Here is a 22,048-nt window from a genome sequence, read left to right as displayed (position 1 = left end):
CGCTCAATCAGATCAACCAAAAAGACCATAGGCAACTGGAACCCTAACAGTAAAGGCCATTTAGAAGTCCACTTCGCTCGATCTGTCTTTGCTTTCCAAGCAAGTTTGCCTAAAGTCACAGCCGCAATGAATATTATCTGCGGCGGGTTTGCAAAGATGCAATTCGCCGCGGGCCAGTCCGAATTTTTGATTTGGAATGTTTTGGGGGAAGCGAGCATGACTCAAGAAGCAGCGACAACCGGATCGTGCCCATTTGCTAATGCACACAATCAGCAACCTGAACTGGCGTCTGATGATCCTCTGGCGCATTTGAATGCCGGGAATTTTGCCAAGGCAATCGAACTCTACGAACAGCGCGATAAATCGGGCAGTGCCTCGGCTGAAGATTACGCGCTGGCAGCGTATGCCTATCGCAACACCGGTGAATTCACACTCGCGGCAGAATGGATGCAACGCGCGCTCGACAAAGAGCCTGATCACGAATTTGCGCGAAGCTGGGCGGACCAGATTGCGCAGAACAAGGTTGATGGAGAAGCGGGATCGGGAATCCTGCGCCCCAACAACCTGACCGCAGAATATCTCACCAAAGACCCTGCCGATGCATATAAGGACAGCCCGCATGCCTGGGTTTTGTGCACGGACTTTAAGGTGCCCGGCGACTATATCCCGCCAAAGTCACTTGCCAACCGGATCCGGAATTTCAAAGATTCTCTTGTGTCGCTCGCGCTCGGCCCAATCGGTGAATTGGCCAATAGCGGCGCTACTCCCGGAAATGCGGGGCGCTGGACGCAGCGAAAGATCGGGATTTTCCGGCTGGCAGCGCTAGGGGCTGCGCGCACCTGGATGGAAAATCGCGAGCGTAATCCCGATGGAGAGCGCGGGGATCGGCCCGGTCAGCTGCCTGAGCGCGATCCGCCGGATTGGGCAGGCTCCGGCTTCACCCCCGATGGCGCGCATGTCGACGCGATGTTCGGACCGGGTGAAGGCCGTGTCGGGCAGGAATTTGTCGATCACGGTATGCCCGAAGGCTACCGGCCACAGGACCAGTCCGGCAATCCCGACCTTCCGAGCGAGGCTGAGATCGCCCGCGAGTTCGGCTATCGCAATGGACGCACAATCGAGGCGAAAACGGCCAGTTTTCACGCCGCAGCACATTTGCAGCAACTGGTTCACGACGTCGCGCAGACCGCGCCTGACAACAAACGCAAACATGCCATTGCCATCGACCCGGAGAGCGAGTGGGCCCGCCTGGGGGTGAAGTATCAATGGAGCAGGTCCGATGCGCCAAACTCGATGAGAGCCGGCGGCGAAGGCATGCATGGCACCACCGTCTGGTGGGACATGAGCCACATCTACGGCAGCGATATCGAGACTTTGGCCGAAATCCGCTCTTACCCCGATGGCAGGCAAGTGCCCGATGGTAAAATCTTTCTCGAAGGGATGGATGATGAGGGCAATGGCGGGCTTTTCCTGCCGCTGCGCAAGGTTTCTACGGGTAAGGACGGGCGCATTCAGGACCAGATCCTGACCGGCTTTGGGCGCAATATGACCGCTCCGCTGGAGGCTGAACACACTCTCTATGCCCGTCACCACAACTGGGTCGCCTCGGTCCTGAAGGAGCGATACGACTGGTCGGACAACCAGATTTTCCAGATCGCCCGCCGCGTCGTGACGATGACCTATGTCAAAATCCACACCGGCACCTGGACTCACACGCTGTTCGCCAATGAAGAGGTGGTCAACGGCCTGAACGCCAATCTCTTCGGACGGGCAGAGCGCAAGCTCCCCCATTTCGACAAGAAGATCTATCGCCCCGAACAAGGCACCGATCCGATTGCGCACGGTATCGCGGCAGGCAAGGTCAACAAGGCAAAGCCGGAGGTCAAAGGCAACTTCTTCAGCAAAGCCTATCGCTTTGGCCACCAGATCTGGGTCGACGAGCTCAAGTGCCCAGCGATCGGCGAGACTTCGGGCGATGGAACGCGCACCGTCAATATGAAGAACCTGCGCGAATTGGATGGGCACAAATTCATCCAGCAAGAAGGGCTCGGCGCGGTCTATTATTACATGATGAACACCCGGCTCGGCGCGCCAGCGGCGGGCAACACCGCCGATTTCTTCCGCGACATGGCCACCGAAGAAGGTGTCATGAACATGCTGGAGCAGGAAATCCGCAAGGACCGGCAGCGCGGCACACCGTCATGGACCGACTATCAAAAGGCGCACAACATCCCGCCGAGCGAGAAGTGGGAGCATCTGTTCCTCAATCCGGCGAGCCCCGATGCGCAAGCAAAGATTGCCAAGCTCGAGCGCCTTTACCCCAAGGGGATCAGCACGCTCGACGCCATAATCGGCCTGACGCTCAACGAACATAAGCCCGAAGGTCTGGCGATCACCAATGAGGGCTTCCAGACATTCGTTCAGGAAGCCACCAGCCGGATTCGCAAAAACCCGTATCTGACCGAGAAATGGCGCCCCAACGAGGTGAGTTGGACTGCGATCAATCTGGTCGAGGCAATCGACAAGGAGAAGCTCCTTTATCTGCATTGCCCGGAACTGCGCGAATGGCTCGAACAGCGTGAGACCATCAATACCTACGAATATGCGGGAACAAATCCCAAAGACAATCCGGAAGAGCACCCTCTCGAAACCAATGGCATCATCGTCTGGGGCCAGCAGAACCTTCAGGACTTCGGGCTAGGCGATGCGTGGAAAGAGGAGCATTTCGGCGATGCTCCCAATTACATGCTTCGGATCGAACATTCCGGCGCGACCTATATCGTCGATGTGACCGACGGGCTTGTGCTCGCCGATTTCGAAGGCGCGGGCCGGGTCTATGGTCACAATGTCCTGTTCGAAGATCCGCAAGATGTTTCGCGGGCCGAATTGCTGCAGGCCGCAGCTGCGATCCAGTCAGAGACACGCTGGCCCTGGCCCGGCTATGAATCCAATGCGCATCCGGGTTTCGTCAGCGGCTGGAAACTGACGCAGGACGAGGTCAACACATTGCGCGCCTATGATGGCGATAAACAGCGCAAAGGTGTCGCGCTGAACCTGACCGACCTTGAAAAGCATCTGGTCCCGTTCAACCTCTCAGACGATGCAGGCCGGGCTGGATTCTCGGAAAATCTGAAAGGGTGGCGCATTATCGAAAGCAGCGGCCTGCGCGCGCTCTATCTCGCTATCGGCTCGACCTTCAAATTTGGCGGTCTCAAGAATCTGTTGCTCGGGCGCGGCATTCCGATGGACGAAATGGCACTGCGCAGGCCCTCCAAGCGAACCGGCGTCTTCGACGAGAACGGCATGGTCGATGAAGCTCTGCTGGCATCCTATCTCGGCGAATTGGGCGAAAGGGCCAAGGCCCATCCGGACGGCCTTATTCCAGAAGCGGAATTCCTCCAGATGCTCGAAGCGAAAGACGCGCTCGACAGTCTGACCAGAAAGCAATGGGGTTCATTCTTCCGCATGCTCGAGCGGGCGGGCAAGAAAAGAGCCATCGGGCCAGCTGAATTTGAAGGGCTCTATCGCAACCAGCTCATCCCTCAAATCTTCGAGGAGTTTGCGGCCGGGCAGGCTTAGTCGATCGTCTCGCGGACCCGGCCCAGAAGAATGGAGCGACCGGCCAGTAGCGCCATGCTGCACCAATTGATCAAGGGTCGCGGTGAACTGGATCCTCTTGATCCTTCAAAAGATCATTTTTCGTAATTTTTGTATTTGAAAGAGATAGTTAAGAACTTCAATTCGCCATTATGCTCTATGGGGGGGGGCGTGCAATGAGTAACGGCACCAGGGAAGATCCGCTGCAGAAATATCCTTACATCCAGCATCGCCGCAAGATGTTGGGTGAAGACGATATTGGCCTTGTGCATCCCGATCACGATGCTCCGCCGGTTGGCATTGCCTTTTCCGGAGGCGGCATCCGCAGCGCCACCATTTCGCTGGGAGTCGTCCAGGCGCTGGCGCGGCGGGATCGCTTCTACGGGTTCGACTTCATGTCCAGTTCGTCAGGCGGCGGATACTTCGCCTGCTTTCTGCGCAGCCTCTTTCTGCCAGATCGTGAGCGGGAGCCGCTATCGGCAGGACCAGTCAGAGGGCACCGCACCACTGCAACGCACGCTGAAAAACGCGACACGAGAATTGCCCGTTGCTTCAACATGGAAGCACGGGCGAATGATCTTGAGGAAGCGGCTCACGCAAGCCTGGAAAAGGCTCGGGCAAGATACGCAGAGCGCCGAAGCCTTCAGAAGGCTGCTTACGGCTTGTGGCTGCGCACCAAACGGGCCGCTTTGACATTGTGGAGCGGGCGCTCGAAATCGGAGGAGGATGAGCCCGAAGCTGCAGGGCAGGCCCAGACGCCCGAAAGCGATAAAACGGATGAATTGTCGTTTGATGAATTGTGCGACAATGCCGAGAGCATGTTTGCACAAGTTGTCCTTGCAGCTGATCAGGCCGAACGTGCAGCACTTGATGCCGCAATTGACGGGAAAAGCGCCAGCCTTGGCAATGCCGCAGCAGAGCACAAGGAAACGCAGCGAGCCATCGGCCGGCTGATGGCGGCCGTCGATGCGGCAGAACTGGCCCATCAGGACACAAAACTGATCCCACGCAGTCATCGGTTCAAATTCGCCAACGAAGTTCTCACCAGCGCTCCAGGCGACCGGGCGGTGCCCGCGAATGGTCTGGTGGAAGGACCATTGGCGCCCGAATTCCTGCGCCACCCGATATATTGGCTTCGCGAACATGGACGTTACCTGGCCCCGGGCGGAGCCGCAGACTGGCTAAGCGGCCTAAGCTATGTAGCCCGCAACTGGCTCACGCTGATGCTCGCCATCGGATTGGCTTTTGCGAGCATTCAATTTCTGATCCAGATGGCACTCTATGGCGTCGACCAGTCAATGGAGCAGCAACTCTCCGGCTGGATGAAGCTTGAATGGGGTGGAGCCGACCTGCAAATCAGCCAGATCGCGCTATTCGCCGGCCTGTTTGCGTTCCTCTCGCTCAGTGTGGCCGCGGCTTATTTTATCGCGCACAAGATCCCGTACAATCCGCTGTCCGGCCACAGCACCAATCAAAGGATCGACCTGGCGCTTTTCCGGTCGGTACTGGCAACTCTTGCGATCCTGTTTGGTGGATTCCTGGCCGCTGCTATCTCGCTTGATTTCCCGTCAACGGGCCTCGACCTCGCCCAAACTATTGTTGGTTCGCAAGACTTGGGATTGCTTCTGTTTGGCCCGCTCTGGCTCGCATTGGCTGCAGGCTGCGTCTTTCTGGTGTGGGGCGCGTGGCGGATCGGATATCTGAAAGATGCGGCAAACATGGCCCAGCGACTGCGGCGCTGGCTGCTCGTGACGCAGAGCAATTTCAATCTGTATTTCCTCGTTCTCGCCTATCTTGCCATTGTCGATACGATTGCGATGTATCTGCATGCAGATATTCGGTTGCAGGGATCCAATGTGTCCGGAGCAACCGAAGCGACCCTGGTGTCAGGAATTATGGTGGTCATCCTGCAGCCGATCGGTGCCTTCCTCATCAAAAAAATACCGGAAATGTATGGTGGCAGCCAAAACGCGATCGTCGGGTTCTTTCGTAAAAGCGTCTCACTGACCTCCCTGGTTGCCGGTGCTTTCCTGTTCAGTGTGAGTGCGATCACAGCCGCATTGCTCGTGCATCTGGCAATTTGGAAAGTCGGGCCGTGGGGCCCGTTGGATTACAGCAACGCTGCAGTTTTTGGATTGGCAGTCATAGGAACGACTGCAGTACTTGGCATGTCGGGCAGTCTGGCCAACATGCTATCGCTCCACACATTCTATGCTGCCCGGCTGACCCGAGCATATCTTGGTGCGACCAATGTCCAGCGTCTGGACTGGAATCAGGATCGGTCCGACCAACTGGATAGGCGGCATGACCACATCGATGCGTATTCCTATTTTAGAGCGAGTCTGCCCGCCCCCTTTCACCTGCTGAATGTGACAATCAACGATACCGTTTCCGACAGCAGCCTGGTAGCGCGCGATCGCAAAAGCCGGCGAGCGACTTTCGAACATGACGGATTGACCATTCAAGGGGCCAGCAACTCCTGGGCGAAAGAGCTTAACGACGCCGAAAGGCTGACCGCGGGCCAGCTTTGCGCAATCTCCGGCGCAGCGGCGTCATCGGGCATGGGTCGGCGCACCACGATGGGAGGCGCCCTGGCGATGAGCTTTGCCAATGTGCGGCTTGGATATTGGTGGGATCGCGGGCACAAGCCGCTCAATATCCAGACGAAGGATGGCTCGGCAGAGGGCGATCCGGACTGCTACATCAAAGCCAATCTGGACGAAAAGCCGCTAACGCGTTGGCTGCCGACTTACGGCAATCTGCTCAACGAAATGCGCGCCCGGTTCCCGCTGAACGAACGGCGCATATATCTGTCTGATGCGGGTCATTCGGAAAATACCGGCGCAATGGCATTGCTGGACAAGGGGTGCGCGACCCTTCTTGTCTGTGACAATGGCGCCGATCCGAATTATGAATTCGCTGATCTGGAGACTTTCATCAGGACCGCACGGATTGATGAAAATTATGAAGTGCGTGAAGCGACGGTAGAAGAAACGGTTGAATTCTGCGGTCGATATCGAAGCCGCACCCACCGATGCTTCCTGAACATGCAAAGCAATTGGCGCGAAACGGTTGCTCAGCCGGGCGGCAATGCCTTTGCCCTGCTTCTCAAGGCGAAAAAGATTACGAAACGCGCATCCGACAAGAACGTCCATCGCCCAGAACAAGCCTCGATCGTCTGGCTAATTCCGCGGATGTTCGATCAATTGCCCGCAGACATCATCGCCTACAAAAGGGCCGAACCGGATTTCCCGAATCACAAGACCTCCGATCAGTTCTTTGATGAGGCACAATGGGAAAGCTATCGCCGAATAGGATATGAGATGGTCAAGCAATTGCTTCTCGACAAAACGGCGTTGGATGCCTTCCCGATTGTGCGCAGCAAAGCATGAACGATTTCACTCGCGTTGCAGCATGCGGTGGATGACGGGAAAAGATGGTGAGCCCTGCTGGGTTCGAACCAGCGACCTACTGATTAAAAGTCAGCGCGTCATTAATTCTGCGCAGTTCTGAGGAATGCGGTTAATCCTCATTATATCTCGTAGTTACAGGGGTATAAGCAAATTTCTCTACGGTTGAGCATCTGTCTGTCCCTGCCAGTTCTGGGACTTTTGTGGTTGCGGTGTGGTTATCTATCTATCGGATTAGCCCGGTTTCGGCTATGAGGGAGGTGTAAAGGCAAGGAGGCCTGAATGCCCAAACTCTCAGACACACGGCTCACCAAGAGCGTGGTGGAAGCTGCTCAGCCCGGTCAGACCATCTCGGACAGCGAGGTGAGGGGCTTTCGCCTTGTGGTCTCCAAAAGCGGGACCCGGCGCTTTGTTGCCTCCTATCGTATCCACGGGCGGTCCAGCATGAAGGCGCTCGGCGCGTTCCCCACATTCACCGTTCAAGAGGCCCGCGATATGGCCCGCGAAGTGCTGCGGAAGGTGAGGGCAGGTGTAGACCCCCATGTCGAGGAGAGGGCAGCGAGGGAGGCTGAGGAAGCCGCTAAGAACGCCCCAACGGTTGAGAGCCTCTCCAAGGTCTACCTAGAGGATTATGCGCCCTCACAGGCCCTTAGATCGTCGACTATCCGCCATGCGCGCCAGCTCTCCCGCATAGCCATTGAAGCACTTGGATCGAAGAAGGTGGAGGCGGTGACCATCACCGACATTCGGAAGCTGCACGGGGACACAAGGGCCGCTGGCATCGCAAGAGGGACCAAGGGGGTCTATCAGGCCAACCGCCTCCTCGCACTGCTGAGCAAGTTGTTCTCGCTGGCGATTGAGCGGGGGTGGAGGAATGACAATCCGTGTAGGGGCGTTCGCAAGTTCCCTGAGGACCAGCGATGGCAGAACCTTAGCGAAGGCGAGGTGAAGCGGCTGCTGCGGGCCTGTGAGGACTACGCTGCGGGCCTTAGACCCGTCTCCCCTGATGATGACCCTGAGACGGTCGAGCACAAGACCAAGCCCCTCCCTGAGACTGAGAGAAGCGCAACCGACAGGGAAGCCGCTGATGCAATCCGCCTCCTTTTGTTCACCGGGGCGCGGCTTCAAGAGGTGCTCAAAGCTGAGTGGTCTCAATTCGATTTAGAACGGGGCCTTTGGCAGAAGCCCTCAGCCCACACCAAGACGAAGCGCATCCATAGGCTTGAGCTTGAGGGGCCTGCGCTTGAGACGCTCAAGGCGATGTTCGAGCGCAAGAGCCACTCGGTCTATTTGTTTCCGGGGAGCACTGAGAAGCGCCGCAAGTCGGCCCCCGTAGACATCAACTCCGGAGAGCCTGTTGGGATTGGCCCTCGCGCCGACCTGAAACACCCTTGGAGGGCAATCACAGCTCTAGCCGGGCTGGAAGGGGTGAGGCTGCACGATCTGAGGCGGACCCTCGCCAGCTTTATGCTTTCGGGCGGCTCTACGCTTGCCACTGTAGGAAAGGCGCTAGGACATACACAGGCGAGCACCACGGCGCGCTATGCCACCCTAGAGGACTCAGTACAGCGTGAGGGGCTCAAGGCGGCTGGGGAACGAATGGTCGGTAGCTCGGAGCTTTAAGATAATCTGTGAGCATAGGGCTATTCTCCGCGTGCTGCGCTTTGCTATCAGATGCGTTCAATGACTCACGGCCCTCCTCTTCTCTATGACAAGTCAGCAATGCAGAGGCTGTCGAAGGACGAGGCAAGGTGGCTCGTTCACTTCTTCATCACCCTCGTCACTCCCGTTTACGTTCGAGAAGTTCTAGGCAACATTGCGAAAAAGCCGAGGCGAGGCACGCCTGAGTCTGCTGTAGCTGCGCTAGCCGCCCGCGCTTCTGATGGTCTCGGGAACTATCTTCAGATGTCATTCCAAGCCCTAATTGATGGCGAGGTATTGGGGAATCCCGTCGAGATGAAGGGGCACCCGGTTGTTGCGGCAGAGACCTTCTTTGACGTGGAAGGTAAATTGGGGGCGGTCGTCGATGAGAGTGATGAGGAACGGGCACTCAAACGGTGGAGCGACCAGATATTCGATGATGCAGAACGTTCCCAAGGGGCAATGCTCCGTAAAAGAGCAAAGTCTGACAAGTCGCTTGAGCAGTTGGTTAGAATCTTCTCCCATTCGAGGAAGCGAGATGCCCTCTATCCTGAGACGTTGGATCAGGTGGTCGCCGCCGTAGACACGTTCCTCGATGCTCCGGGTTATCAGTTTCGCACACTCAAATTCGGATTGAGCCAATTCGAGCAGCCCGCGAAGAGCAAGAAGCATGTTGCAAAAATGTGGGTGAAATACCGCCGCCCGCCCATAAAACACTTTCTGCCGTATCTGCATTTCTGCCTAAGGCTTGCTCTTACATTGCGTTATGCAGTGGCACTCAATTTGATCGGTCAGAAGCCAACAAATCTGATTGATTTAGAGTATCTATTCTACCTGCCCTTCTGCCGCATATTCGTGTCAGCGGATAAGCTGCACCATGAGCTGGCTCCGCTCTTTCTCCGGTCCGACCAGAGATACTTCGACATTGAGAAGCTAAGGCCGGGACTCCGGGAGATAGCTTCATACTATGCGGCGAACGAGGACGAGTTAAAGAAACAAGGGTCGATGAAATTTGCCGCTTATCCGCCCCTCTCGCTTCAAACTACGATCCACGAGATTTACGACCAGATGGTTTCCGGCTGGCGCTACGATGCCGCGAACCCTCATGACGAAATGACCCCAGAAGAAAAAGAGCAGATATTCAAGGAAATGAAACCGCAGATTGAGGCAATGGAAAGAGCCTTGGCAAGGAAGCGCAATCGAGAAGGCTAGGTAGACTGTGCGGTCTTTAGAGAGCGTGTAATCCTAAAGGAAACATACCAGCCGAACAGGACCCAAAACGCTGCCTCTCCAATGGTCCACCATCCGCTACCCTCAGAGATTGCCAACCCGAGGGCTAGACAGCCGATGATGATAAAGGTGTATATCGCTAGCGGCACTGCGAACAAAGCAAGGCGCGGCCGAGACCCCACTCCAAAGGCCCCAAACAGCGTTAGAACGCCGAGCATGAGCAGCAATTGGCCATTGGTGCTGGGCCAAGGGTGCGAGGCCAGCTTGTAACCTCCAGCCGCGCAAGCGACGATGGCAGGGAGAAAGAGCGCCCCGGTGGCCTCAGCTTGATTGATTGCCTGTCGGCCATTCAATTCATCCATCACAATTCGCCCTCAACCTCTAATGACACGGACAGTAGACAGACCAATGTTCTCCAATCGTGTCAATCGGGCGAATGGATTTGGTGCGCTTACTTGGAGAGAATGTCCGCAAGGAGCGGCTGCGCCAAGGTCGAACGCAGGAGGAGGTTGCGGAGGAGGCTGGGCTAACCCGCAGCTACCTCTCTGATCTTGAACGCGGAACACGAAACCCTTCTGTTCATGCGCTGGGCTTGCTGGCTAGGGCGTTGGAGGTTGAGGCAGCGGACCTTCTCAGGCTGGCCTCAGAATAGCTCTCTGCCACTCGTAGCTACTATATAGAGACCCCCTATCGGGTCACACCCTATTGGCATCTCAGCGAGCCTTGCCAGCCGCCCCGGGCCTGCACCTAGGAAGAGAACCCCCTACCTCCACCACCTCCCCTAACCTCATCCTACTGACCAGCTTCCTTACGGAGGGTCTCCAGTAGAGAGGGTCTACCCGAACGAGCAGGGGAGGGGTCTAAGGGGAGGTGGTCAGTACCCGTACTTGTTCTTACGATCCTTGAATGCCTTCTCGCCCCCTTCCATTGTCTCAGTAATCTTCAGGCGAATATCTTGGCGGTCAATTGCGCCCGGGCCGGAGGCTGAGCGCTTAGCATCTTGTGTGATTTCCATCGACACGACCAACTCTGACGAGCCGTTTACGACGATGTTTGCATTGTGACTCGCAAAGATAACCTGTCGATGCTGCTTCGCCGAATGTAGCTTCTCGGCCAAATCAGATACGACCTTATTGTCGAGATCGCCCTCAGGTTGATCGACAAGCAGGGGTCCTCCCGCCTGTTCGAGTAGCATAAGAAGCAGGGCGGCGGCGCGCTGTCCCTCCGAAGCTTTCTCAAACGCGTATCGATTGCCTCCATCGACATAGTACAAGGACACATCGGGCTTCGGTGTTGCGGTAGCAATTGCCTCCACTCGCTGAAGATCAATTAGCTCCTTCAGGCGAGTCTTCATGTTCTCTGTCCCGCCTATCGCATTCTCTATCGTCGGAAATGCAGGAGCACCGCCACCTCCTTCTGGAGAAAGTGTCTTCCACCTTAGGAGTGAAAGGCACTCAGCCCGGATGGTGTCTAAAAATGGCCAGACCCCAGAATCCGCGAGTTGCTCGACTACTCGATGCTTGCGGGTTGCCTCTTGCGATCCAGTCTGGGCAACTAGAGCATCAATTGAGGCGTGAACCTCTGAGTGATCGCCAGCAGCAACGAATTCGGCGTCAATGCAATTGCCGGAAAGCATTTCTATTGCGCCGACCCAACGCTCAGTCGTCTTGGCACCTTCCTCAACCAGTGCCTTCAGGTTGTCGATAGCAGCATTGAATTCGCCTTGCTTCTCCGAGACGGACACCTGACGTGATTCGAGGCTTGCGATATGGCCAACTAAGGCTTGCAGCTCTTCTTGAAGTTTCGCTATTTGTGTTGTCTGGACTTTGTGCTCGGTCAACTCCTCCATCACCCTGTCACGCTCAGACTTTGCATCAATGAGGGTGCGGCCGATCTCTGCGCCTTTCGTCGCCATTCCGACGCGACGAGCCTCCAGATCCTTCCCTAGCGCTTCCACGCCACGTGAGAACACCTTTCTGAATTCTTCGTAGGCTGCTTGAAAATCCGCCGCTTCAGGAGCGGTTGACAATAGATCGACCGGAGAACGAGATGTCTGCCAAAGTCCGGTGAATTCATCTAGTACTGTTTGTGCTTGAGCTTCGGCAGCCTGCCGCTTGCCATCCAATTCTGCGAGCGCTTCATATCGTACGATATGTGCTTGTTCCTCTTTAGAAAGGGTCGGAAGAGACTTCTGAAGGGCCGCTATCCGTTGCTCCAAAGTGGCTCTGGCGGCGTTGAGCTTTCTAACCTTCTCTTCTTGTAGCCATCCATTCACAAGCGCTTGAATCGCCCTCCGAATTGCCAGCTTAGATTGCTCGATCTCATTGCTAAGCCGTCGATCTTTCCGCTTGAATTCTGGATCAACAAATTGGAGTAATTGGGATAGCTGGGCGCGGCTCCCAGCAATCTTGCCGAGTTCGGATAGTTCACCCTGACTATACACCACTGCAGGAAAGAGGGCTCGAAGTTCCGCCACTGACATCTCATGCTTGGTGCCATCAGGATAGGTTACCGTAGCGACATGTCCCGTTTCAGCTCCGCGCCTGACATAAAAGTTAGCTCGATCCTGCTCGATACCAATCTCAATTGTGGCTCCGCTAGCAACAAGCGTATCCGCAATGACACCTTTGAGCCTGTCTGATCCTGAATAGCTCCCTTTGCTGATGTCGGAACAGCTTCGCCCAAGGCCGTATGCAAGATACTCAAGGACGGTGCTCTTTCCGCTACCTCGGCCACCAATGATCGAGTTAAACTCTGGGCTGAAACGCAGTTCTTGATCGGAGAGGATCGAGGAGCCTGAAACCGATAAAGACTGCACTGCAATTGAGGGGGTGACTGGCGGAGTAATGAGTATTCGCGATGGGTGACCAAGAAAGGCTTGTCTGATGGCCTCAGCGGTCGGTTCGGCAAGCTTGATCCAGCAGCTATTGTTACCGAGCTTCGAGTAATCTGCGGATCGTGCATCGGATGTTGGCAGAGGGTAGATGTATCTATCGCCCCAATAAGGATCTTCACCAGAGAGGCGTACACGGAGCTTGTGAGGTATGGTATCGATTGATTGTCCGCAATCGACGTAGCCACCTACATAGGGCATCGCTTTGAAGTTGGCGTGTGCGCCTTGCGTGACAACCGTATGAGCTCCACCATCAGACACGTTGGGCAATACAATGAAACGGCCTCTCAGTTCTTCGACTGGCTCAAGGCGCGACGCAATGTCGGGGTAGTCGTAATCTAGCTGCGTCACTGCTGGGCCCTGCCGCGCGGACTCATTAAGGCTGGCAGCGACAATACCAAGTCTAGCCTGAGCCGTCGTACGCCATTCTGCCGCTAAATCGGCATCAAAGATAATAATGCACTGAACGCCCCCCCTGCAGGTCAATTCCATTCCGGGGAAGAACCATAAGCCAAATGATTCGTCAGCCTCATGTCGTTTGGCTGCTTCAGCCGCAACATAGGGGAACATCACCATCTCATGATGATCAGTAAGGGCAACCGCTTCTAGCCCTCTCTTGATACACCAATCGACAAACTCGTACGCCCACTTCTCTCGATCTCGATCAACATCTTCTGAAGTTGCTATGCGTCCTTGATACTCTTCACCAAGTCCAACAGGGCGTGCTCCTTTCCAACCCGGATCACGAGGAGTGTGGACTTGAAAGTCGCATTTCCTCCAATGTGCAAAACTCATTCTGTCCTCCAAAGGCGCCAAGCTTGCTCACTTGTGTGTCGCGATTTACGTCGTACACTTAAACTTAGCCAATCAAGGCATTGCTCGGGGTAACTAGTCAACATAATCCCAAGATTTATGAAACCATGACTATTTGATCTCGGCATCCATCGAGAATTTCGGCCTGCGGCCAAGTCCAGTTTTGAAGCGGCGTCGACGGTCGAATCCTATTTCACTTGAAATATGGGATTCTAGCGCCCAACTCCACTGACGCTGGTGCGGGTCTCTTATTGCGCGTCAGCAGCAAACCGAGCACGGATGGCGGAAGAGCGCTTGGGCCGTTGCCTCAGACCTGATCTGTCTCTTTCATTCCCGGGAGACGAGGGAGGTGAAGAGCCCCAAGAGGCGGCAGTCAGGAAATGGGCTGCAAAATGCGAGCCCCAAGGCAGGCAAAGCCGTAAGAACCTTGGGTATCTGGTGGATGGTCACCCCGCGCCATCCGACCGGGCTCCTGCGGGACTGGGTTGAAACCTTGTCACCTTTAGGAGACTGCAACATGCCTAACCTCAATCAAATCAGCTCAATTGCGCGCTTCCCAATCTGCCCCAACTGCGGTGCATTCGAAATCCGACCCGCATTCGATGGCCCAATATGCTTTCGGGAGAATGGCAAAAGCGCTGTTGAGATACCCAGAAGTCAAGCGGCGGCATATGTCCGATTTGTTTCGCAAGCGCCGGGACTCGTCCTCAATAGACACCTATACCGTGCGTTGGGCGACAGCGATCAGTATAGCCGCACGGTCGATACGATTTGGGATCGTTACGGCTCGCTCATCCATAGCAAGCACTTCGCCAAACAAAATGAACCGGGAGTATTCGCTGCCTATTCGATTGGGGAGGGCTTTCGCGTTTGGGAACCTCAAGCCGACGGAGGCGGGAATGATGAGTAGTTCAGTCAGCCGCCAGCGCTTGCAAAATTTGGCCCAAACTTCCGAGGCCCCGCAAATAAGTGAGAGCGACCGTGCCAGTCCCCCCTTACCCGGGTCTAGGCGGGCCCCGGCCTCTTTGTCGAAGAGAGGCGGTGGCAATGCTTGAACCGCTCCTGACAACCGACCAAGCCGCAGCCTGCCTTGGCACGACCAAGCGGACCCTTGAGGCGTGGCGTTATGAGGGAGGCGGGCCTGTGTTCGTAAAGCTAGGCGGGCGGTTGGTCCGCTACAGACCACGCGATCTAGAGGCCTTTGTCGAGGCGGGCGAACAGGTAAACACTGGAGGAGGCAGACCCGTCTAGTTTCCTGCGGAGTGGTTGCCTTGCGGTTGCCACTTCGCCCTCCACCACCTCCTGAGAGGCAAGGACATTAAGTTTCTCTTGTATTTCAGGAGGATGGATGGTGAGCCCTGCTGGGTTCGAACCAGCGACCTACTGATTAAAAGTCAGTTGCTCTACCGACTGAGCTAAGGGCCCCCTGAGGGTCACGGCGCGGCGGTTCGCGGCGCTGTGCGGAGCGCTCACCTAGGCAGGGTCGGCCTCACCGTCAAGCGTGACTTGCGCGGGCGGCGAAATTGCCGCTTCGCTCGGCGTCAATGATTGCCCAATCTTCGCCGATCTTGCACTTGGCCGGTGCGCCTTGCGGAGTAACTGGCGGGCCAATTTTCAATGCCTTGTTCTATCTTGGGGCGCCCTTCGCCAGCCGAGCGGCGAGTTGCCGCACACTCAGCCCGGTTTCCGGGTCGCGCCAATCGCCTGCAATGCTCGCCGCCGGACCCAGCACGAAATCGCGGTGGCGAAATTCGGGGTGCGGGATGGTGAGCTCGGGCGAGTGATAAGTGCCCCCGCTCCAAAGCACGATGTCGAGGTCCAGCACCCGCGCACGCCAGCGTTGTCCGCGCCGCTCGCGCCCGAATTTGCGCTCGATATCCTGCATCAGCAGCAGCATGCCGCGCGGCTCCATCGTGCCGCGCACAATCGCGGCTCCATTGGCATATTCGCGGCTGGAAGGGCCAATCGGGCGGCTCGCAATCGGCTTTGCGACCGCGACCACTTCGATCCCGACAAGCGAAATCATTTCCGCCGCACGCGCCAGCACTTCGCGCGGTGGCCCGTGGCGGTGCGAGCGCATATTGCTGCCCAGCGCGATCAGATAGGTGTGTATCACGATAAGGAGTTACGAAAGCCGAACGGACTTAGATGTCTTCGGCGATGCGCGAATAAAGCTGCGGGCGGCGATCGCGGAAGAATCCCATGCCCGCGCGGTGTTTGGCCGCCTGCGCGAGATCGAGCGCCGCGGTGAGAACGCCTGTCTCCTCAGCGCCGAAACTGGCGAGCAGATCGCCCCATTCGTCGCTGATGAAGGAATGGCCGTAAAAGCTTTGCGCGCCCTCTGGGCCTTCAGTTCCGATCCGATTGGCGGCCATCACCGGCATGCAGTTCGACACCGCATGGCCGATCATCGCGCGCCGCCACATGCGGCTGGTGTCAAGGTCGGCATCATAGGGCTCAGAGCCGATGGCGGTGGGGTAGAGCAAAACTTCCGCCCCTTTGAGCGCCATCACCCGCGCGCATTCGGGATACCACTGGTCCCAGCAAATGCCGACGCCGATGCGCACCGTGCTGCCATCATCGGCGGCGACGTCCCAGACCTTGAACCCGTCATTGCCGGGGCGGAAGTAGAACTTTTCCTCATAGCCCGGACCATCGGGAATGTGGCTCTTGCGGTAAGTGCCCGCAATCGCGCCGTCGGCTCCGATCATGGCGAGCGTGTTGTAATAATGATGCCCGTCGCGCTCAAAGAAGCTGGTCGGGATCGCAATTGCGTGCTTCGCTGCCAGTTCCTGCATCGCCAGCACCGAGGGATGCTCTGCCGTAGGGCGGGCGAGCGCGAACAGCGCCTCGTCTTCCTCGCGGCAGAAATAGGGGCCGGAAAAGAGCTCTGGCGGCAGGACAAGCTTTGCCCCGCGCGCAGCGGCCTCTTCGACCAATGCGGCAACCGCAGCGATATTTTCGGCCTCGTCCTCGCTTGCAAGCGGGAGCTGAAGGGCGGCGACAGTGAGTGTGCTCATGCGCCGCCCGATAGCGATTTAGTCGGCCTTGCGGAAGAGCAGCGTCATCCGGTCGCTTTCGCCGATGGCGAGATATTCGGCACGGCGCGGGTCATCTTCGCCGGTGGTCAGCACGGGCGGCAGCGTCCACACGCCGCGCGCCCAGTCCGCTGGATCGTTCGGATTGGCGTTGATCTCGGAAGAATCGACCAATTCAAAGCCGTTGGCGGCAAAGATCGCGACGACTTGCGCGGTCTTCATATAGCCAAGCGCAGAGCCGTAATCGTAATCCGGTGCATCATCGGGTTTGCGGTGCTGGACCACGCCGACCATGCCGTCATCCTTCAGCATGGTGCGCACGGCGTCGAGCACATCATCAGCGACGTTGCCATTGGCAAGGCCGTGCATCGAGCGGAAGATCAACACGCGGTCGACCGTGCCGTGGACGCTTTCAGGCATCTCATCGATTTCGAACACGGTATTGGGGTCAACTTCCATGCCCGATCCCTCTTCCATCCCGCGGATGAAGTTTTCGGTCCAAGCCTTGGAGCGAGCCTCTTGCGCACGGCTGCGATAGGTGCGCGCGTCGCTGTCTCCGTTGAAGGCAATGTAAGTGCCCTGCGGCATGATCCACGGCGCGAGCACGCGGGTGTACCATGCGCCGCCCGGTCCATATTCGGCCACGGTCATGGTCGGTTCAACCTGAAAAAACGCCAGTGTTTCAGCAGGGCGGCGATATTGGTCGCGCGCACGATCATCGTCGCGATGTTCCATTGCGAGCACTTGTTCAAGCGTCGGAGCAGCAGTGTCGGTGTGTGCTTCGGCGGCCAGCGGGCCGGAAAAAGTGACAAGCGCGGTACCGGCGGCAAGCGCGGCGATGGGAGCCAAAAGGGCAAGTTTCATGGGTTCAGTCCTCTCCAGTCGAAATACGTGGCTACCTCCTGACGCCAAGGCGGGCGAAAGACAAGATGCGCTGCTGCGAGGGCTGGTCGCTCTGGCAATCCCTGTCGTCCGCACTATGTCGTTCATCGAAAAGGAGATCAGAGCGGTATGGAACAGGCAATCATCGCAGGCGGATGTTTCTGGTGCACCGAAGCGGTGTTCCGCGATGTCATCGGCGTGAGCGAAGTCGAAAGCGGCTATATTGGCGGGCATGTCGCCAGCCCGACCTACAAAGAGGTCTGCACCGGATCGACCGGCCATGCCGAGGGTATCCGCGTTACCTTTGACCCCGCGCAAATCACTCTACCCGAGATTTACGACGTCTTCCTCGGCACCCATGATCCGACCCAGCTGAACCGGCAGGGCAATGATGTCGGCACCCAATATCGCAGCGCGATCTTCCCTTTGTCGGACGATCAGAAGGCAGAGGCGGAGGCCGCAATCGAACGCTGGAATGCGGACAATTCCGGCACGGCTGTCACCACCGTGGAAGGCCCCGCAGAATGGTATCCGGCAGAGGATTACCATCAGGAATATTGGGACGGCGAAGGCCAGCGCAATCCCTATTGCCTCGCGGTGATCCCGCCCAAGATCATGAAGCTGCGCAAGAGCTTCCAGAAATATGTGAAGGACTAGGGCAGCCATGCCCGCGCTCGATCGATCCTATGTCTCCGATTGCGCGATAGAGCCAGGCGGTTCGGTCGCCTTCACCTGCTCGACCGATAGCGGCGAATGGCCATGGCTGGCGCTTCCCGCGCAGCATCCGCTGGTGATCCAGACCCAGAATTTCTGGTGCAGCGTCGGCGCGACCCAGGCAGCGCGCACCCGCGATGACAGCAAGTGGAGCGCGCTCACCTGGACCGATTGGGTGCTGGGCGACCGCGATGCGGGAATGGCTGTTCGCGGCGTGTTTGAGCGGACCGGAGAGGGCGACAAGCTCGATTTCTGCACCCGCCTGTTCGATGCGCAGGACCGGCTGATCACGCGCATTCGCGGCAAGGGTGTGGTGTTCCGCACGCGCAATTTCGAAAGCTGGCGCGGCAAGTCCAAAGCCGATGTGCGAAGCTCCGCGCCTGACCACAGCACCTTCACCTATGCCCCGCGCGAGGCTCTGGGACTGCCGGAGGCGGAACCTCCCTTGCTCGCGCCACTGGAGGAAGTCGGCGGCACGCTCCGCAGCGCCGCTCTGGTCACGCGCGAGAACGGCCTGATGCCGGGCCATCCCTATTTCAGCGGTTCAGGCGATCATGTGAACGCGCCGCATCTGGCCGAGATCGGGCGGCAAGCGGCCTATCTGGTGAGCGAGGGCGAGGCGCGCACCATCGCGCACACCATCACAGGGGCCGAGATGGACATGCACCGCTATATCGAGCTGGGCACGCGGATCGACATCGCGATCGAGCGGCCATCAGCGAGCAGTGTTGAACTCACCGTGTCGCAGCTTGAGCGATCCTGCGCGAAAATCGCGATGGAGTGGGGCTAGCGCTTCTTCCAGCGGGCGATAAAGAACCCGTCGAGCCCGCCCTGATCGGCCAGCATTGCCGGATCGGTACGCAGCCAGCCTTCTGCTGAGGGCTTCAGGCCAGCGGGAAGTTCTTCTGCGGTGATCGGTGCAAGCGCGAGATCGCTGTTTTCGCTCAGCCACGCCGCCTGTTCCTCGCCCTCTTCGGCCTCCAGCGAGCACACCGCATAGAGCAGTGTGCCTCCGGGCTTCAGCCACGCGACCGCGCGCAGCAGCAGCGATTGCTGGAGCTCGATCATCTCGCCGATCTGGCGCGGGCCGATGCGGTGGAGCACGTCGGGGTGGCGGCGGCAGGTGCCGGTCGCGGTGCACGGCGCGTCGAGCAGGATCACGTCGAATTGGTGCTTCGGCTCCCACGCCATCGCATCGGCGCGCACGGGCGAGGCCTTGAGGCCAGTGCGTTTGAGGTTGGCCTTGAGCACATCAAGACGGCGCTTCGACATGTCGAGCGCGGTCACTTCGAAGCCCGCTGCTGCGAGCGCCATCGTCTTGCCGCCCGGCGCAGCGCAGAGGTCAAGCGCGTGCCTGCCTTCCCCAGCACCCAGCAGCGACGGCGCGATCTGCGCGGCGAGGTCCTGCACCCACCACGCGCCGTCGTCATAACCGGCAAGCTGTTCAACCGGCGTCCCGCGCGGCACGCGGACATGGCCCGTGGCGAGGCTGATCCCGCCCAGCTTCGCCTGCCATTCGGCGGTTTCCTCTGGCCGCAAAAGCGCCAGATCAACTTCGGGCGGGTGGACCAGACCGGCGGCGATGGGCGCAGCGCGCTCACCCCAGCGCTCCACCACCCGTTCGGGCAAGGTCGGCACTTCGGGCAAAGTCACTTCGCGCTTGGTCAGCGTTGAAAACACCCCATGCGCAAGCCGCCTCGGCCCGCCAGAGAGCAAGTCCAGCCCCGTGGCGAGCACTGCGTGCGGCGGTGTCTCCAGCCTGAGCGCTTGGGCCAGCATCATGCGCAGCACCATGCGCGGCTTGGCATCGTCAGGCAGGCGTTTCTTGGTCGCGCTGTCGATCAGAGCGTCGATATCGGTAAGCCAGCGCAGGCTTTCCCCCGCAATCGCGCGCGCCAAGGCCTGGTCCTTGCCGTCGCGCACATCGCGCAAGGCAGAGGGCGCCGCTTGTTCGAGCGTCTCGCCCCGGCGCATAACCGCGTCGAGCATTTTGAGCGCGGCGCGGCGCGCGTGAATTCCGGAAGGTTGAGCCATCGCGCGCGGCTCTAACCGTGCTTGCAACCAAGCGCCAGCGCGCGCATGGATAAAGCGACATGACCAAACAAAAATCCCCCCAGAAGTCTCGGGCAGCTAAGACCTTCAAGAAGCCCGCGCACTGGTCCAACGACCCCGCGCCCGAGCCGAAGCCGGTGAAGCACGACGAGAAGCTCTCCCCCACCCGCTATGGCGACTGGGAGAAGGACGGGATCGCGGTGGATTTTTGAGGGCTAGTGATCTCACTGAAGATCACCAGACGGTTGCGTAGCAACCGCAAGGGCGACCGCCCGCCCGCAGCGACGCGACCTTTAGGTCGCATGAGCGAGGAAATCGCAGCGCGGAGCCGCTGCGGAAATCAAAGACTCTTAAACTCCACCCTCAGCCCGTCTTTCGGCTGCGGGATCGGCCATGGTTGCCATTCGGGCGTGTAGCCTTCTGCTGCTTTGACGCGGTAGCGCTGGAGCAGCTGCACCATCAGCACCTTCACCTGCATATAGGCAAAGTGCAGACCCAGGCACATATGCGCGCCGCCGCCAAAGGGGACCCAGGCATATTTGTGCCGCGCCTTCACCTTGTCGGGCGTGAAGCGCATCGGGTCGAACACCGCCGGATTGTCCCAGTATTCCTCCGAATGGTGGGTCCAGTGGATGTTGATACCGACCATCTGGCCTGCCGGAATGTGATAGCCCCCAAACTCGAAATCCTTCAGCGCGCGGCGCGGCATGGAGGGGACAGGGGGGATCATCCGCAGGGTCTCTTTGAAGAACATCTCGGTCAGATCGAGCTTGCCCAGATCGTCGTAGGAAAGCGGGCGCGGATTGCCGTCTGCGTCGGGGCCGCCGGTGACTGCGATCACCTCTTCGCGCAGCTTCTCCTGCCATTCGCTCTGGGTCGCAAGGTAGAACAGCATCGACGTCGCAGAGGATGTGATCGTGTCATGCGCGGCCATCAGCAGGAAGCTCATATGGTCGACCACCTGGTCCACCGGCAGCAGCGAGCCGTCCTCGCGCGTCGCATTGGCGAACTGGCTGAACATGTCCTGGCCCCGAGTGCTATCGGCGCCTTCCGCGCGGCGGCGATGCGTTTCCTTGGTCAGATAATCGACCATATAGGCGCGGCCATCGACGCCCTTTTTCATCTTGGTAAAGGGCAAGGGCGTGCGAATTGGCGCGACCGAGGCCTGCACCATATCGACAAAGGCCTGATTGATTGCGTCGGCTTCCGGCCCCCACGGAATGCCGAGAAAGCTCTCCGCAGCCAGATCGAGCGTCAGCTGCTTGATCGCGGGCTGGAACTTCATCGGACCGGCCCAGCCTTCAACCTCACGCGCGATACCGGAATTGAGCGAGCCCATATAATGCCGCATCGGCCCCGGCTTGAACGCGATAGACAGTGCGCGCCGGTCAATCCGGTGGTGGTCGAAATCGATCAGCATCAGCCCGCGCGGGAACAGCTGGTCGAGCACCGGACCCCAGCCCTGTTCGCTGGAGAAGATCTTGTCCTTGTTGAACAGCACCAGCTCGTTCGCATCCGCGCCGATCAGCGCAACATTCCAGCCGCCAAAGGCGTGGGTCTTGTAAACCTTGCCGTATTTCTCAACCATGCGCTGGGTGAAGCCGTGCGGGTCGGCGAGCTGGCGGAATGTGTTGCCCACCAGCGGCCAGCCGGCCTCGCCCGGAATATGCGCGATCGCGGCTTCATCGGGCAGACCTTCGCTCCAATGGTCGAAGCTTTGCGCTTCATTGGCAGCGTCGGCGGGCTTGTCGGCAGGATTGGCGAGGGTGGCCATTTCA

At 58.3% G+C, this 22,048-nt stretch carries 15 protein-coding genes and 1 tRNA gene; 9 read left to right on the top strand and 7 right to left on the bottom strand.

Going from position 1 to position 22,048, the window contains the following annotated elements:
- Window positions 1-216: 216 nt before the first annotated feature.
- The 5 genes from Q0887_RS14210 to Q0887_RS14190 all read left to right on the top strand — a co-directional run bounded on the left by Q0887_RS14210 (window position 217) and on the right by Q0887_RS14190 (window position 10,530).
- A complete protein-coding gene (locus Q0887_RS14210; protein ID WP_299196520.1) occupies window positions 217-3,579 on the top strand; it encodes a peroxidase family protein in 3,363 nt (1,120 codons plus the stop codon).
- Window positions 3,580-3,773: 194 nt separating this feature from the next.
- On the top strand, window positions 3,774-6,989 hold the full coding sequence (locus Q0887_RS14205; RefSeq protein WP_299196519.1) for a hypothetical protein: 3,216 nt from the start codon (window positions 3,774-3,776) through the stop codon (window positions 6,987-6,989).
- Between the two features lie 300 nt (window positions 6,990-7,289).
- Window positions 7,290-8,630 carry a site-specific integrase gene (locus Q0887_RS14200; protein WP_299196518.1) on the top strand — a complete coding sequence of 447 codons (1,341 nt, stop codon included), beginning with the start codon at window positions 7,290-7,292 and terminating at the stop codon, window positions 8,628-8,630.
- Between the two features lie 60 nt (window positions 8,631-8,690).
- A complete protein-coding gene (locus Q0887_RS14195) occupies window positions 8,691-9,860 on the top strand; it encodes a hypothetical protein (RefSeq protein WP_299196517.1) in 1,170 nt (389 codons plus the stop codon).
- Between the two features lie 454 nt (window positions 9,861-10,314).
- Complete coding sequence (locus Q0887_RS14190; RefSeq protein ID WP_299196515.1) at window positions 10,315-10,530, top strand: helix-turn-helix transcriptional regulator; 216 nt, start codon at window positions 10,315-10,317, stop codon at window positions 10,528-10,530.
- A 222-nt stretch (window positions 10,531-10,752) separates the two neighbouring features.
- On the opposite strand, the gene Q0887_RS14185 is transcribed toward Q0887_RS14190, so the two are convergent.
- Window positions 10,753-13,566 carry a TrlF family AAA-like ATPase gene (locus tag Q0887_RS14185; protein WP_299196514.1) on the bottom strand — a complete coding sequence of 938 codons (2,814 nt, stop codon included), beginning with the start codon at window positions 13,564-13,566 and terminating at the stop codon, window positions 10,753-10,755.
- A gap of 1,065 nt (window positions 13,567-14,631) precedes the next feature.
- Here Q0887_RS14185 and Q0887_RS14180 point away from each other — a divergent pair.
- Window positions 14,632-14,835 carry a helix-turn-helix domain-containing protein gene (locus Q0887_RS14180; protein WP_299196513.1) on the top strand — a complete coding sequence of 68 codons (204 nt, stop codon included), beginning with the start codon at window positions 14,632-14,634 and terminating at the stop codon, window positions 14,833-14,835.
- Between the two features lie 98 nt (window positions 14,836-14,933).
- Here the strand turns inward: Q0887_RS14180 and Q0887_RS14175 are convergent.
- The 4 genes from Q0887_RS14175 to Q0887_RS14160 all read right to left on the bottom strand — a co-directional run bounded on the left by Q0887_RS14175 (window position 14,934) and on the right by Q0887_RS14160 (window position 17,486).
- Window positions 14,934-15,009, bottom strand: a tRNA-Lys gene (locus Q0887_RS14175).
- A gap of 202 nt (window positions 15,010-15,211) precedes the next feature.
- Window positions 15,212-15,700 (bottom strand): 2-amino-4-hydroxy-6-hydroxymethyldihydropteridine diphosphokinase, encoded by a 489-nt coding sequence (folK, locus tag Q0887_RS14170; protein WP_363317681.1) that lies wholly within the window; start codon window positions 15,698-15,700, stop codon window positions 15,212-15,214.
- Between the two features lie 28 nt (window positions 15,701-15,728).
- On the bottom strand, window positions 15,729-16,604 hold the full coding sequence (gene aguB / locus Q0887_RS14165) for an N-carbamoylputrescine amidase (RefSeq protein ID WP_299196511.1): 876 nt from the start codon (window positions 16,602-16,604) through the stop codon (window positions 15,729-15,731).
- 18 nt (window positions 16,605-16,622) lie between these two features.
- Complete coding sequence (locus Q0887_RS14160; protein ID WP_299196509.1) at window positions 16,623-17,486, bottom strand: hypothetical protein; 864 nt, start codon at window positions 17,484-17,486, stop codon at window positions 16,623-16,625.
- A 147-nt stretch (window positions 17,487-17,633) separates the two neighbouring features.
- Between Q0887_RS14160 and msrA the strand changes: the two genes are divergently transcribed.
- Window positions 17,634-18,161 carry a peptide-methionine (S)-S-oxide reductase MsrA gene (gene msrA, locus Q0887_RS14155; protein WP_299196507.1) on the top strand — a complete coding sequence of 176 codons (528 nt, stop codon included), beginning with the start codon at window positions 17,634-17,636 and terminating at the stop codon, window positions 18,159-18,161.
- Between the two features lie 7 nt (window positions 18,162-18,168).
- Window positions 18,169-19,008, top strand: a complete 840-nt coding sequence (locus tag Q0887_RS14150; protein WP_299196506.1) for a hypothetical protein — start codon at window positions 18,169-18,171, stop codon at window positions 19,006-19,008.
- Here Q0887_RS14150 and Q0887_RS14145 read toward each other — a convergent pair.
- Window positions 19,005-20,252, bottom strand: a complete 1,248-nt coding sequence (locus tag Q0887_RS14145; RefSeq protein ID WP_299196503.1) for an RsmB/NOP family class I SAM-dependent RNA methyltransferase — start codon at window positions 20,250-20,252, stop codon at window positions 19,005-19,007. The genes Q0887_RS14150 and Q0887_RS14145 overlap by 4 nt on opposite strands.
- 59 nt (window positions 20,253-20,311) lie before the next feature.
- Between Q0887_RS14145 and Q0887_RS14140 the strand changes: the two genes are divergently transcribed.
- On the top strand, window positions 20,312-20,482 hold the full coding sequence (locus Q0887_RS14140; protein ID WP_299196502.1) for a DUF1674 domain-containing protein: 171 nt from the start codon (window positions 20,312-20,314) through the stop codon (window positions 20,480-20,482).
- 128 nt (window positions 20,483-20,610) lie between these two features.
- Here the strand turns inward: Q0887_RS14140 and Q0887_RS14135 are convergent, their stop codons facing one another.
- Window positions 20,611-22,044: a cytochrome P450 gene (locus Q0887_RS14135; protein WP_299196501.1), complete on the bottom strand. Its 1,434-nt coding sequence runs from the start codon at window positions 22,042-22,044 to the stop codon at window positions 20,611-20,613.
- Window positions 22,045-22,048: the final 4 nt, after the last annotated feature.

The sequence above is a fragment of the uncultured Erythrobacter sp. genome (assembly GCF_947492365.1).
In the GTDB taxonomy this organism is placed as follows: domain Bacteria; phylum Pseudomonadota; class Alphaproteobacteria; order Sphingomonadales; family Sphingomonadaceae; genus Erythrobacter.
The sequence above is the reverse complement of the archived record's forward strand: the minus strand, read 5'-3'. Positions and strand labels throughout refer to the sequence as shown.